Below are 12,929 nucleotides of genomic sequence, written 5' to 3' on the forward strand. Positions count from 1 at the left end.
GCGGCATGAGCGGGGGGCGTAACTGGAGGCTGGTGCGGGCCGACACCGATGCGGTGCCGTCGTCGGCCCGCCGGTTCATGGCCCGGGCCCGTCAGCGCCGCATGCGGGCCGCTCTGCCCTGGGCGGTCGCGGCCGGCGTGCTGCTCGTGATCGGCGGCCTGGCCTGGCTCGTCTACGGCACCTCGGTGCTGGGCGTGCGCGAGGTCCGGGTGGTCGGCGTCCAGTTCCTCGCCCCGCCCCAGATCGAGCAGGCGGCGAACGTGCCCGACGCCGAGCCGCTGGCCCGGGTCGACCTCGACGGCGTGCGGTCCCGGGTCCGCGAGATCCCGGCCGTCGAGCGGGTGGTGGTCCGCCGCAGCTGGCCGTCCACCCTGGTCGTCGAGGTCGTGGAGCGCACGCCGGTGGCCGCCGTGCCGCAGAACGGCGAGTTCACGCTGATCGACCGGGCCGGTGTCGCCTACCGCACGGTCAAGGAGCCGCCGTCCGGCCTGCCACTGGTGCGGGTCGACTTTCCCGGGCCGTCCGACGTGAACACGAAGTCCGCGCTGACCGTGCTGGCCGCGCTCAGCGACGAACTGCGCGAGCAGGTCGTGGCGGTCTCGGTGGCCGCGCCCGCGCAGATCCGGCTCGAGCTCCGCAAAGAGCGTGTGGTGGTGTGGGGCGACGACACCCAGAGCGACACCAAGAGCCAGGTCGCGACCGCGTTGCTGAAGCAGAAGGGCAACGAGATCGACGTCTCCGCGCCGACCGTGGTGACGATCCGCTAATCTTACCGACTAAGCGGACATCGGGGCGGAAACGGCATATTTTGGTCGAGGTTACGGGTCCGTCGGATTTTCGCCACGTAAGCGGACGCCGACACGCCGCGCCGGTTCTTTGGTTGAGGTCGGAACTCCGCTTACGTTGCCACGAGGGGCTGAGTGGTTGACATAAACCTAAGCCTCTAGTAGAGGGTGAGGGTTTCCTCGCCCTCCCTTGTCCGGCAGCGGGTGTCGAAGGTGCGGTCTGGCCGGACCGCACGGGACCCCACGACATCCACAACCCTGGAAGGGAAGGCTGAGCCCATGACACCTCCCCACAACTACCTGGCGGTCATCAAGGTCGTCGGTATCGGCGGCGGCGGCGTGAACGCGGTCAACCGAATGATCGAGGTCGGGCTCAAGGGCGTCGAGTTCATCGCGATCAACACCGATGCTCAGGCGCTGCTGATGAGTGACGCCGACGTCAAGCTCGACGTCGGCCGCGAGCTGACCCGGGGCCTCGGCGCCGGCGCCCAGCCCGAGGTCGGCAAGAACGCCGCCGAGGACCACCGCGACGAGATCGAAGAGGTGCTCAAGGGCGCCGACATGGTCTTCGTGACCTGCGGTGAGGGCGGCGGCACCGGCACCGGCGGCGCGCCGGTCGTCGCGAACATCGCCCGCAAGCTCGGCGCGCTCACCATCGGCGTCGTCACCCGCCCGTTCTCGTTCGAGGGCAAGCGCCGTCAGGTGCAGGCCGAGTCCGGCATCGACGAGCTGCGCAACCAGTGCGACACGCTCATCGTGATCCCGAACGACCGGCTGCTCGCGCTCGGCGACCGCGGAATAAGCATGATGGACGCGTTCCGTCAGGCCGACCAGGTGCTGCTCTCCGGCGTGCAGGGCATCACCGACCTGATCACGACCCCCGGTCTGATCAACCTCGACTTCGCCGACGTCAAGAGCGTCATGAGCGGCGCCGGCAGCGCGCTCATGGGCATCGGCAGCGCCCGCGGCGACAACCGCGCGGTCGAGGCGGCCGAGAAGGCGATCTCGAGCCCGCTGCTCGAGCAGAGCATGGACGGCGCCCGCGGCGTGCTGCTCTCCATCGCCGGCGGCTCCGACCTGGGCCTGTTCGAGATCAACGACGCGGCCCAGCTGGTCACCGACGCGGCCCACCCCGACGCCAACATCATCTTCGGCGCGGTCATCGACGACGCGCTCGGCGACGAGGTGCGGGTCACCGTGATCGCGGCCGGCTTCGACGGGGGCACCCCCTCCTACAAGCCGTCCGAGCCGGCCCGCAAGGTGGTGCAGCAGCCGACCGAGCGGACGGCCGTCACCCCGCAGGCGGCGGCCGCGGCCGCGGCGACGACACCTCCGCCCGCGCCGGCCCAGACCACCCCGCCGCCGCGGCGGGTGCTCTTCGACGACGTGGACGTGCCGGACTTCCTCAAGAACGGCTCGTGACCGACCAGGAGCGGCGGGCCCAGCTGGCCGCCGCTCTGGCCGAGGTGAACGGCCGGATCGGCCGCGCGTGCGCGGCCGCCGGCCGGCCCGCGGACGAGGTCACCCTCGTCGCGGTGACCAAGACCTACCCGGCGAGCGACGTCATCCTGCTCGCCGGGCTCGGCGTGACCGACGTCGGGGAGAACCGCGACCAGGACGCCGCGCCCAAGGCCGAAGAGGCCCGGGCGGCCGGGGCGACCCCGCGGTGGCACTTCATCGGTCAGCTTCAGCGCAACAAGGTGCGCTCGGTGGTCCGGTACGCCGACGTCGTCGAGTCGGTCGACTCCGTGCGGCTGGCCGAGGCGCTGGCCCGGGCCGCCGCCGACCGGCCCGAGCCGCTCGACGTGCTCGTGCAGGTCAGCATCGACGGCGCGGCCGGTCGCGGGGGAGCGGCCGGGGACGAGCTGTGGCGGGTATCCGACTCCGTCGCGGATGCGAACGCTTTGCGGCTGGGCGGCGTCATGGCGGTGGCGCCGATGGACTGGGACCCCGACCGGGCGTTCTCGGCGCTTCACGCGCTCTCGGAACGCCTGGTCAAGACCCATTCGGGCGCCACCGTGATCTCGGCCGGCATGAGCGGCGACCTGGAGGCGGCCGTCCGGCACGGCGCGACACACGTCCGGATCGGCACTTCTTTGCTCGGAATGCGAAACCCGCTGCGGTAGCCTTGCGGCGGGCAGCAAACTACATGGGTGTTGTTTACGCGACACCGTCCTGGGGGACGGGTCTCTCGCGTCGACGGCGCGGCACGCCACGGAACGAAGGTTCGCGAAACCTTCCGCCCGTGCAAAGGGGGAATGCGGTACGCCGAGGGGGTGCGTTCCGCAGCAGCGGACGAAGGTGGGGGCACATGGCTGGTCGGGTCAACGCGCGGTGGTGTGACGGGGTGATGGCATGAGCGCGCTTCGCAAGGCGGGCGTGTGGCTGGGCCTCGTCGAGGAGGATGACGACCGCGGCTACAACGATTACGACGACAGCTCCTACCGTCCTCGGAGCCGGTACTCGGGAAGCCGGTACTCCGACGACGAGTTCGCCGACGAGGAAGACGTCGAGGAGGAGCGCCCGGTGCCGCGGGCGCGTACGGAGCGCACTCGTCCGTCCGACCGTCTGTCACCGCATGCCGACATGGACGACCACGATCGGGTGGAACGTGCCGAGCGCAGCGAGCGCGCCAGCGTCCGTTCGATCACCCGGCCGAGCACGTCGAGTGACAGCTCGTCTGCTCTGAGCTACTCCACTCGGGAGAATCTGGCCCTCGCGCCGGAGCCGGTACGTCAGCCGGAGCCCCGCGCCCGGGCGGTCGAGGAGGAGCAGCGGTACCAGATCACCACGCTGCACCCGACTACGTACCGTGAGGCCCGCACCATCGGAGAGCACTTCCGGGACGGCGTTCCGGTGATTATCAATCTCACCGAGATGGATGAAGGTGACGCCCGCCGGCTGGTCGACTTCGCCGCCGGACTGGCCTTCGGTCTACGCGGTACGATCGAGCGCGTGACCAACCGGGTTTTCCTGCTCTCACCGGCAAATGTCCAGGTCACCGCGGAGGACAAGGCCAAGATCGCTGAGGGTGGGTTCTTCGGTCAGGCCTGAGGCGAGCCCGCGCGCGTCGCTCGCCACCCAGATGGGGGATCCGCACGAGTGCTCTCGATCGTGTTCCAAATACTCTATTTAGTCGTTTACGTCTTCTTCCTCGTCCTGCTTGCCAGGTTCGTGCTGGGTGCGGTACTCCAATACGGTCGTCGGTGGCAGCCCAGTCGTGGCGCCTCGGCGGCATTGGAAACGGTGTGGAGCGTCACTGATCCGCCCCTCAAGGCGTTGAGGCGTGTGATCCCACCGCTGCGCATTGGTAACGTGAGTTTGGACCTGGCTTCCCTCGTGCTGCTGGTTATCCTGTTCGTGCTCATGAGGTTCGTGCTTCAAAGATTGATCCTGAACTTCAGCTAAACAGCAGCCCCAACCGCGGCCGCGACTGACCCGAGGAGTTTCGATGCCGCTGACCCCGGCCGACGTGCATAACGTCGCCTTCAAGAAACCCCCCATCGGCAAGCGGGGGTATGACGAGGAGGAGGTCGACGCCTTCCTGGACGAGGTCGAGCGTGAGCTCGCCCGTCTGATCGAGGAGAACAACGAGCTGCGCGCCCAGGTGGAGCGCGGCGGTCGGGGTGGCGCGCCAGCCGGTCCGAGCGCCGACCCGCGCCTCGCGGCCGAGCTCAACGAGGTCAAGGCTCAGCTTGACCGTGTGCAGCGCGACAAGTCGCAGGCCGAGCAGGCCGCGCGTCAGATGCAGGCCGAGCTCGAGCAGGTCCGGGCCCAGGGTCCGGCCGGCGGCAGCCCCGCCGGTGCCGGCGCCGACGGCGAGCAGCAGGCTCTGCGGGTGCTCATGATGGCCCAGCGCACCGCCGACGACCACGTCGCCGACGCGCGCCGCGAGGCCGACAAGCTTCTCTCCGACGCCCGGTCCAAGGCGGAAGAGGTCACCCGCGAGGCCCGCGCCAAGGCCGACGCCCTCGAGCGCGACGCCCGTCAGCGCCACCAGGAAGCCATGGGCGGCCTCGACGCGAAGCGCTCCGCTTTGCAGAAGCACATCGAGGAGCTCAAGCAGTTCGAGCGGGAATACCGCACGCGGCTCAAGGCCTACCTCGAGAGCCAGCTGCGCGACCTCGACGGCCGGGGCCAGGGCCTCGAGGCCGAGATGTCGCGGGCCGACTCGGGCCGTGCCGTCGGCGGAAGCGGAGGTCTCGCCGCGGCCGGTCTCGCCGGTTCCTACGGTGGCCGCAACGCCATCGAGTCCGGGCGCTGAGCTTCTCTCCCCCTCATCACCCGACGAGGATGAGCCATGATCGTTGTTAGTCTTCTGCTCATCCTCGTCGCGGTGACGCTGCTCGTGCTGGGCCTCACCGGCGGATCGAGCGGTCTGCTCATCAGTTCCATCGTGGCCAGTCTGGTGGCCGCGGTCTTCCTGGTCATCGGCGCGCGTCAGGCCGCCGGGGCACGGCGCGCGACGCCGGCCGCTCCCGAGGAGCCGGCCGCTCCGGCCGACGAGAACTCCGTTTTTGTGGCCGAGCCCGAGTTCGCGGCCGCCGCCGAACAGGCCGGCGCCCGGCGCCGGCCGGTCCCGCCGCCCGACGATCAGCGCGACACCGTCCAGTTCGATCCCCGTGACGTCGCCGCCGCCCAGCCGTCCGCCGGCCCCGACTTCGAGGACGCCCCGCGCGTGGACGCCTCCTACGCCGGCCCCTCGTCTGCTGACGCCTCTTACGCCGGCGGCCCTTCTGTTGACGCTTCCTTCGCCGATGCCTCTTTCGCGGATCAGGCCGGGGCTGCCCCGCGGGGCGATTTGTCCGCAGATGATGGCGGTCGTCGGGATCTTGAGGCCGAGGACGACGGCCCCGACTACGAGCGCGCCTCCGAGGCGATCAACGCGGCCCGCAGCGAGACCCCCAACCAGGACGCGTGGCGGCGCGAGCCCGCCGACGAGGCCGCCGAGCGGGCCCGGGCCGAAGCGGCCCAGGCCGAGGAGTTCGACGAGGCGGACGACGACGACCCCGAGGACGAGCCGCTGCCCCAGGCCGTGCAGCCCACCGACGCCGTGCGGGTGGCCCGGCTCGACGCCGAGGTGCTGGTCGTGGACGGGCGCCCGCGCTACCACGTGGCCGAGTGCCCCAGCCTGGTCGGTCGTCTGGCCGAGCCGGTGCCGGTGTCCGAGGCGGTCGAGCTCGGCTTCAGCCCGTGCGGACTGTGCCGCCCGGTCGACCGCCTGGTCGCCGCCGCCTCCCGCCGCTGATCATCCGGCCGCGACCACCCGCTTCCCGCCGCCTGCCGCGGCTGATCATCTGGTGGCCGTCGCCTCGGGTTGACGAGGGCATCGACGAGGGTAGGAAAGGGCACCGAACGCGGGCCTCCCGTGGGCCGCCCTCGATCGGCACAATGAGGCATGGTCAAGCGCCCTGTGCCCCCGCCCGACGAGACCGCTCTCGCCGTTCCCGTGCGGGTGCGCCCCGGCGCCGGGCGCAACCGGGTCGGCGGCCGCTACGAGGGCCCCCACGGCCCCGCGCTGATCATCGCCGTCGGTGCGCCGGCCGTCGACGGCAAGGCCACCGAGGCGGTCCGGCGCGCGCTGGCCGCCGCGCTCGACGTGCGCCCGGCCGATGTGGAGCTCAAGCTCGGCGCGACCAGCCGCGACAAGGTCTTCACCGTCTCGGCGCCCGGGGCCGGGCTCGCCGGTCGGCTGGCCGCGCTGCGGGACGGTTCGGCCTCGCGGTGACGGCCGGGCTGGACTACGGGCTGCTGATCGGCGCCGCGGTCCTCCTGGTGGCCGTCGCCGCCGTCCGGGTGTCGACCCGGGTCGGCCTGCCCAGTCTGCTGGTCTACCTCGCGATCGGCATGGTGATCGGCGAGGCCGGGCTGGGCATCCGCTTCGACGACGTCGAGCTGACCCGCACGCTCGGCTTCTGCGCGCTCATCGTGATCATCGCCGAGGGCGGCCTGACCGCGCGGTGGAGCACGCTGCGGCCGGTGCTGGGCCTGGCCGCCTCGCTGTCCACGGTCGGTGTCGCGGTGAGCATCGCGGTGGTCGGGGTCGCCGTCCACGTGATCCTCGACCTGCCGTGGCAGCTGGCCCTGCTCTATGGCGCGGTGCTGTCGTCGACCGACGCCGCGGCCGTCTTCGCGACCCTGCGCCGGCTGCGGCTGCCCCCGCGCCTGGTGGCCACGCTCGAGGCCGAGTCCGGCATGAACGACGCCCCCGTGGTGCTGCTGGTCGTGCTGCTCAGCGCCGACCTCTCCGAGATGCACCCGTGGTGGTACGAGCTGGGCATCGTCACCTACGAGCTGCTGGCCGGGGCGGGCATCGGCTTCGTGGTCGGGGCGGCCGGTCGCTGGCTGCTACGCAACGCGGCTCTGCCCTCGGCCGGGCTCTATCCGATCGCGGCGGTCGGCCTCACGGTTCTCGCGTACGCGGCCGGGGCCGTGGCCCACGCGTCCGGGTTCCTCGCCGTCTACGTCGCCGGCGTCGTGCTGGGCAACGGCCGGATCCCGCACCGCCGCGCCATCCTCGGGTTCGCCGACGGCCTGGCCTGGGTGGCCCAGATCGGGCTGTTCGTGCTGCTCGGGCTGCTGAGCTCGCCCAGCCGGCTGAGCGAGGCGCTCGGGCCCGCGCTGGTGGCCGGGGTGGCGCTGGTGCTGCTGGCCCGGCCGATGTCGGTGGTGATCTCGGCCGTGCTGGCCCGGCCCGTACGCGGTCCCCGCCGTCCCGGCAACCGGGTGGGCTGGCGGGGGAGCGCGTTCCTCTCCTGGGCCGGGCTGCGCGGCGCCGTCCCGATCGTGCTGGCCACGATCCCGCTCTCGGTCGGCACCCCGGGCGCCAACGGCCTCTTCGACGCCGTGTTCGTGCTGGTCATCATCTTCACGCTGCTGCAGGCGAGCACGCTCGGCCCGGCCGCCCGCCGGCTGAAGGTGACGGCGCCGGCCGAGGCGGCCGAGGTGCAGATCGAGACCGCGCCGCTCGAGCGGATGCACGCCGATCTGCTGCAGATGGACGTGGCCGAGGGCTCCCGCCTGGCCGGGGTGCACATCGACGAGCTGCGCCTGCCCAGGGGCGCCTCGGTGACGCTGGTGGTGCGGGACGGCGCCGGGTTCGTGCCCGGCCCCGACACCCGGCTGCGCACCGGCGACGCCCTGCTGATCGTGGCCACCGCGGCCGCCCGCGACGTGGCCGAGCGGCGTCTGCGGGCGGTGAGCCGGCGCGGCCGGCTGGCCCGCTGGTTCGGCGAGGAGGGGGCCGAAGACCCGGCGTCGGGTATTTGACGCATCTTTCGGGGAGATTTACGTGGATTGAACTCACTGATCCCGTACGCACTGTTGTCGGTCCGGTATACGTTCCGTATCCTTGCCACCCTCCGGGGTGCGCGGCTGGGATTTTCGGCCGCGCCGTTTGTGCAGGTGGGGGAAGATCTACTGCGCGGCCGTGCGGGAAAAGCGGCGTGAGGCTGTCCCCGGGTGGGCACTCGAAGAACCGACAGAGCAGAGCCGGCAGGCGCCAGGGGGAAGCCACCGGTTCTCAGGACGCCGATCGCCGCGCGGGCGCGTGGCTGAGGGAGCGACGATGGCGACGAAGGCAACCGGCACCAAGGCGGCCGTGAGCAAGACCGACGACAAGGGCGCCGCCAAGCGCTCCCGCAGCGCCGCCGAGACCGAGAAGATCCGGGTCGCCCTCGTCGAGCGGCGTGACGAGCTGCAGGCCGAGTACGACACGTCGATCACCGAGATCACCGAGTTGCAGCGCGGCCGCCTCGACGACTCGGCCGGTGACGACCAGGCCGACACCGGCACCAAGACGTTCGAGCGTGAGCAGGAGATCACTCTGGCGAACAATCTGCTGGAGCGCATCACACAGGTGGAACGCGCCATCGACCGCCTCGGGGAGGGCAACTACGGTTGGTGCGAGCGGTGCGGCAACGCGATCCCGGTCGAGCGACTGGCGGCGTTCCCCTCCGCGACCCTGTGTGTGCATTGCAAGCAGCTGGAGGAACGACGCTGAACGCCGACGAGCAGGCGGGAGCGGCCACGGTGGACGAGCCGGAGCCGGGGCCGAGACCCGGGTTCACCGGCCGCGCCGTGGCGGTGCTGGGCGCCACCGCCGTGATCGCCGTGGCCCTCGACCAGTGGGTCAAGTGGCTGTCCACCGAGAACCTGGACGAGGGCAACCCCGTCCGCATCCTCGGCGGGCTGGTCTACCTTTCGCTGCTCCGCAACAGCGGGGCGGCCTTCAGTTTCGGCAGCGACCACACCTGGGTCTTCCCGGTGATCACGCTGATCGTCATCGGCTGGATCACCTGGATGGCGACCCGGCTGCGGTCGGTGCCGTGGGCGCTGGCGCTCGGCCTGGTGCTCGGCGGAGCGCTGGGCAACCTGATCGACCGGCTGTTCCGCGCGCCGGGCTTCCTGCACGGTCACGTGGTCGACATGATCAGCGTCTTCGGGCCGTACGCGGAATACTTCGCCGTCTTCAACATCGCCGACAGCTGCCTGAGTGTCGGCGTCGTGCTGGCGGTGCTGCTCGAGCTCACCGGCCGGCAGCGGGACGGCAGCCGGATCTCCGTACGCAGGAGCAGGACGAAGGACGTGGCCGAGTGAGCTCGCAGCGGTCCCTGCCGGTGCCCGACGGCCTCGACGGCATGCGCCTCGACCAGGCCGTCTCGCGGCTGTTCGGGCTGTCCCGCACGGCCGCCGCCACGCTCGTCGAGAGCGGTGACGCGCTGGTCGACGGCTACCCGCGCCCCAAGTCGGACAAGGTCTCGGCGGGCGCGTGGCTCGAGGTCACCCTGCCGTCGCCGGCCGCACCCCCGGCCGTGGTGGCCGAGCCGGTGCACGGCCTCCAGGTGATCTACAGCGACGACGACATCGTGGTGGTCGACAAACCGGTCGGCGTGGCCGCGCACCCGAGCCCCGGCTGGACCGGCCCGACCGTGGTGGGCGGGCTGGCCGCGATGGGGCAAAATGTCGCGACCAGCGGCGCCGCCGAGCGGCAGGGCGTCGTCCACCGGCTCGATGTCGGCACCACCGGCATCATGGTCGTGGCCAAGAGCGAGGTGGCCTACAGCGTCCTCAAGCGCGCCTTCAAGGAGCGCGAGGTCGACAAGCGCTACCACGCGGTCGTCCAGGGCCATCTGGACCCGCTGCGGGGCACGATCGACGCCCCGATCGACCGCCACCCGACCGCCGACTACCGGTTCGCCGTGATGTCGACCGGCAAGCCGAGCGTGACCCACTACGACACGGTCGAGGCGTTCCGGTCGGCCAGCCTGGTCGACGTGAAGCTTGAGACCGGCCGCACCCACCAGATCCGGGTGCACTTCTCGGCGCTGCGCCACCCCTGCGTGGGCGACCAGCAGTACGGCGCCGACCCCACGCTGGCGGCCCGGCTCCAGCTGACCCGCCAGTGGCTGCACGCCCGTGAGCTGTCCTTCCTCCACCCGCGCACGCACGACGAGGTGCGCTTCGTCAGCGACTATCCCGACGACCTGAAGCACGCGCTCAGCGTGCTGCAGGACGCGAGCTGATCCAGGGAAGCGGCCACCGGTGGGGTCCGCGGAACGAGTACGGGGGCCCGCGCTGCGCGGCGCCCCGGCGCTCCGTTTGGCCGGCACGGTCGCGGCCGCCTCGGCCGGGGTCCTGCTGCTCGGGCTGATCTGGGTGAGCCGGCCGGGCGCGGTGCCCGCCGAGGAACCGGGCGACGTGGTGCGGGTCGGCGTGGTGCAGGGGCAGTCGGTGCCCGGCTACCTCGACTCGGTCCGCGGCGAACTGGCCACGCTCACCGACCCGACGGGCCCGGCCGCCGGCGATACCTGGGCCCTGGTCAGCCTCGACGGCTACGTCTCGGCCGGGATGCTGCCGGGCCTGCTCGACGGCAGCGCGGTCGCGCAGGTGTACACCCGGGTTCCGCTCCCCGAGACGCACACTCCGGTTGTCCGGATCCCGGTCTATCGTCTGCCCGCCGACGTGCTCTCCGGCATGCTCGACACGGCCCTGGCCCGCGACCGTGAGCATGCCGACTACGAGCGGCTGGCCCGCGGTCTGGCCGGGGACGACGAGAGCCGGCAGCGCGCCCGGCGGGCGTACGCGACGGCGGCCCGCACGGCGGCGCAGGAGGCCGCGGCGTACCGGTCGGGCTGTTCCTGTGTCTTCGCGGCCGTGGTCCACGCCACGCCGTCGCTGTTGCGCGGGCTCGCCGACCGGCCGGGGGTGCGCGCGGTCGACCCGGCCCCGGAGGTCAGGCGTCTGGACCGTACGGAGTTCCGCCCGCCGCTGCCCGAGCAGACCGGCACTGTGCCGCCCGAACCCTCCCGCTCGCCCGCTGTGCCAACCGGCACACCGGGCATTGCCACCCGCACGCCCGCGCCGATAGTGTCGTCGCCCGGAGCGCCTGTGACATCTGCCTCATCCAGTGTCGCCCGGCGCACGACCCCGCCTTCCAACCCGGCCCCCGAGGAGCGCTCTGCCGTACCCTCTGCCTCAGACGCGACCCCTGCTCACGATGCGACGAGCCGATCGGCAGCACCTTGAACCCGGTCCGGCCGTTAGTTTTTTCGTCCGCCGGCGGGGCCGCCGTTGACGGTTTCAGTTCGGGAGAACGGGCAGTGGCCCGATCGGGGTTAGCTCCGTAGCCTGTCAGGGGCGAGGGGCCCGGCCGTGGGCATCACCGAAAGCATGTGCAGGGAGGACGAGCCGTGGACGGGACCGAGACCGGCTGGGGCCGGCCTGCGGAACCAGCCCCGCGATGGCGGGCGCTGCTCGACCGCGCCCGGCACGGTTCCCGGCAGGCCGAGGAACAGAACGAGCAGGAGAACGAGGCCCCGCCCGGTCAACCGGCCCCCTCGCAGCAGTATGGGCAGCCGCTGCCGACCCGCCGCCCGGTGAACCCGCTGGAGACCCGCGGGCAATACGGCGGCGGCCGGTTCGACCAGGCCCGCCCGCCCGAGCCGGCGCCCCAGCCCGAGCCGCGCCCGATGCCGCAGCGGCCGGTCAACCCGCTCGACCCGCGCTGGCAGGGCCGCCCGCCCTCACCCTCGCCCGAACCCAACGGCGGCCGTCGCGCCGCCCCGCCGCCCGGCCCGGCCCCGGCCGAGGAACCACACAGCTTCTTCAGCCCCTCCGCCCGGCCGCCCGCGGCGCCGCCCCCGGGCCGCGAATATCCGCAGGTGCGCGCCTCGGCCGCCGCTCCCGTGATGCAGCCGCCGCCGGTGATGCCGCCGCCTGTCATGCCGCCGCCGGCGATGCCGCAGCCGGTTCCGGTCCCCGTTCCCGTCGCCGCGCAGCCGACCTCGCCGGCCGCCGCGCGCATCGAGTGGCGCCAGGGCCGCACCGACGACGAGCTCGAGCGCGCGGTCTCGGTGATGCGCCGCAAGCTCGGCAAGCCCCGCGTGCTCGCCTTCGCCAACCCCAAGGGCGGCGTGCACAAGACCACCGCGACCGTGCTGGCCGCCGCCACCATCGGCAGCGTCCGGGGCCGGGGCGTGCTCGCCTGGGACGACAACGAGCTGCGGGGCACGCTCGGCCTGCGCGCCGGCAGCGCCCGGCACGCCCGCACGATCAAGCATCTGCTGGCCGACCTGCTGCAGATCGAGAACCTGCACGGCGACGGCCTGCTGCAAGAGCTCGACGGCTATCTGCGGCACGCCTCCGACGGCTCCTACGACGTGCTGGCCGGCGAGGAGAACCCGCGCTTCGCCCAGCGGCTCGACCAGGGCACCGTACGCCGGGTGATGGATCTTCTGCGGCGCACGCACGACGTCATCTGCGTCGACACCGGCAACAACGTCGAGAGCGTGAACTGGCAGACCGTCATGCGCCAGGCCGACCAGCTGGTGATCACGACGGTGCCCCGCGAGGACGCCGCGTTCACCGCCGACTGGATGCTCGACGTGCTCGACGACAGCGGCATGGGCGACCTGGTCTCCAACGCGGTCACGCTGATCTCGTGCCCCTCGCCGGGGCCGCTGCCGCTGCTCAACGACTTCGCGAAACACTTCGCCACCCGCACCCGGGCCGTCGCGATCGTGCCCTACGACCAGGCGCTCGAGGTGGGCTCCTCGATCGAATACGCCGACCTCCAGCAGGAGACGCGCACGGCGTGGCTCAAGGCGGCATCTGTGATGATCGAGCCATTCGCGGAGTGACACG

14 protein-coding genes are annotated in these 12,929 nt (G+C 72.1%); all 14 read left to right on the forward strand.

The window, feature by feature from the left end; genetic code table 11:
• The first annotated feature begins 5 nt into the window (after positions 1-5).
• The 14 genes from JIG36_RS06810 to JIG36_RS06875 all read left to right on the forward strand — a co-directional run bounded on the left by JIG36_RS06810 (position 6) and on the right by JIG36_RS06875 (position 12,925).
• Complete coding sequence (locus JIG36_RS06810; RefSeq protein ID WP_203375186.1) at positions 6-767, forward strand: cell division protein FtsQ/DivIB; 762 nt, start codon at positions 6-8, stop codon at positions 765-767.
• 297 nt (positions 768-1,064) lie between these two features.
• The gene (gene ftsZ, locus JIG36_RS06815) at positions 1,065-2,207 is read left to right on the forward strand and encodes a cell division protein FtsZ (RefSeq protein ID WP_203375187.1); all 1,143 of its coding nucleotides are present in this window, start codon (positions 1,065-1,067) and stop codon (positions 2,205-2,207) included.
• Entirely contained in the window at positions 2,204-2,911 is a 708-nt protein-coding gene (locus JIG36_RS06820; protein ID WP_203375188.1) for a YggS family pyridoxal phosphate-dependent enzyme, read from the forward strand. Before ftsZ ends, JIG36_RS06820 begins: the two co-directional genes overlap by 4 nt.
• Positions 2,912-3,140: 229 nt before the next feature.
• A complete protein-coding gene (locus JIG36_RS06825) occupies positions 3,141-3,839 on the forward strand; it encodes a cell division protein SepF (protein ID WP_203375189.1) in 699 nt (232 codons plus the stop codon).
• Positions 3,840-3,887: 48 nt separating this feature from the next.
• Complete coding sequence (locus JIG36_RS06830) at positions 3,888-4,193, forward strand: YggT family protein (protein WP_203375190.1); 306 nt, start codon at positions 3,888-3,890, stop codon at positions 4,191-4,193.
• 43 nt (positions 4,194-4,236) lie between these two features.
• On the forward strand, positions 4,237-5,049 hold the full coding sequence (locus JIG36_RS06835; protein WP_203375191.1) for a DivIVA domain-containing protein: 813 nt from the start codon (positions 4,237-4,239) through the stop codon (positions 5,047-5,049).
• A 36-nt stretch (positions 5,050-5,085) separates the two neighbouring features.
• The gene (locus tag JIG36_RS06840) at positions 5,086-6,033 is read left to right on the forward strand and encodes a hypothetical protein (protein WP_203375843.1); all 948 of its coding nucleotides are present in this window, start codon (positions 5,086-5,088) and stop codon (positions 6,031-6,033) included.
• 150 nt (positions 6,034-6,183) lie between these two features.
• Positions 6,184-6,513 carry a DUF167 domain-containing protein gene (locus JIG36_RS06845; protein ID WP_203375192.1) on the forward strand — a complete coding sequence of 110 codons (330 nt, stop codon included), beginning with the start codon at positions 6,184-6,186 and terminating at the stop codon, positions 6,511-6,513.
• Positions 6,510-8,054 carry a potassium/proton antiporter gene (locus tag JIG36_RS06850; RefSeq protein WP_203375193.1) on the forward strand — a complete coding sequence of 515 codons (1,545 nt, stop codon included), beginning with the start codon at positions 6,510-6,512 and terminating at the stop codon, positions 8,052-8,054. Before JIG36_RS06845 ends, JIG36_RS06850 begins: the two co-directional genes overlap by 4 nt.
• A gap of 298 nt (positions 8,055-8,352) precedes the next feature.
• Positions 8,353-8,787, forward strand: coding sequence for a TraR/DksA family transcriptional regulator (locus JIG36_RS06855; RefSeq protein ID WP_203375194.1), 435 nt, complete (start codon positions 8,353-8,355; stop codon positions 8,785-8,787).
• The gene (lspA, locus tag JIG36_RS06860; protein WP_438870702.1) at positions 8,688-9,383 is read left to right on the forward strand and encodes a signal peptidase II; all 696 of its coding nucleotides are present in this window, start codon (positions 8,688-8,690) and stop codon (positions 9,381-9,383) included. Before JIG36_RS06855 ends, lspA begins: the two co-directional genes overlap by 100 nt.
• Before the next feature lie 41 nt (positions 9,384-9,424).
• A complete protein-coding gene (locus JIG36_RS06865) occupies positions 9,425-10,309 on the forward strand; it encodes an RluA family pseudouridine synthase (RefSeq protein WP_236046310.1) in 885 nt (294 codons plus the stop codon).
• A 19-nt stretch (positions 10,310-10,328) separates the two neighbouring features.
• Positions 10,329-11,312, forward strand: a complete 984-nt coding sequence (locus JIG36_RS06870) for a hypothetical protein (protein WP_203375196.1) — start codon at positions 10,329-10,331, stop codon at positions 11,310-11,312.
• A 164-nt stretch (positions 11,313-11,476) separates the two neighbouring features.
• The gene (locus JIG36_RS06875; RefSeq protein ID WP_203375197.1) at positions 11,477-12,925 is read left to right on the forward strand and encodes a MinD/ParA family ATP-binding protein; all 1,449 of its coding nucleotides are present in this window, start codon (positions 11,477-11,479) and stop codon (positions 12,923-12,925) included.
• Positions 12,926-12,929 lie beyond the last annotated feature (4 nt).

Origin of the sequence: Paractinoplanes ovalisporus (assembly GCF_016834655.1) — a bacterium.
Classification (GTDB): Bacteria; Actinomycetota; Actinomycetes; order Mycobacteriales; family Micromonosporaceae; genus Actinoplanes; species Actinoplanes ovalisporus.

What these genes read in the sequence shown, in the direction of transcription:
- JIG36_RS06825 (WP_203375189.1), top strand. Translation starts at nt 3,141, where the DNA reads ATGAGCGCGCTTCGCAAGGCGGGCGTGTGGCTGGGCCTCGTCGAGGAG.
- JIG36_RS06855 (WP_203375194.1), top strand. Translation starts at nt 8,353, where the DNA reads ATGGCGACGAAGGCAACCGGCACCAAGGCGGCCGTGAGCAAGACCGAC.
- JIG36_RS06845 (WP_203375192.1), top strand. Translation starts at nt 6,184, where the DNA reads ATGGTCAAGCGCCCTGTGCCCCCGCCCGACGAGACCGCTCTCGCCGTT.
- JIG36_RS06835 (WP_203375191.1), top strand. Translation starts at nt 4,237, where the DNA reads ATGCCGCTGACCCCGGCCGACGTGCATAACGTCGCCTTCAAGAAACCC.
- JIG36_RS06865 (WP_236046310.1), top strand. Translation starts at nt 9,425, where the DNA reads ATGCGCCTCGACCAGGCCGTCTCGCGGCTGTTCGGGCTGTCCCGCACG.
- JIG36_RS06810 (WP_203375186.1), top strand. Translation starts at nt 6, where the DNA reads ATGAGCGGGGGGCGTAACTGGAGGCTGGTGCGGGCCGACACCGATGCG.
- JIG36_RS06840 (WP_203375843.1), top strand. Translation starts at nt 5,086, where the DNA reads ATGATCGTTGTTAGTCTTCTGCTCATCCTCGTCGCGGTGACGCTGCTC.
- ftsZ (WP_203375187.1), top strand. Translation starts at nt 1,065, where the DNA reads ATGACACCTCCCCACAACTACCTGGCGGTCATCAAGGTCGTCGGTATC.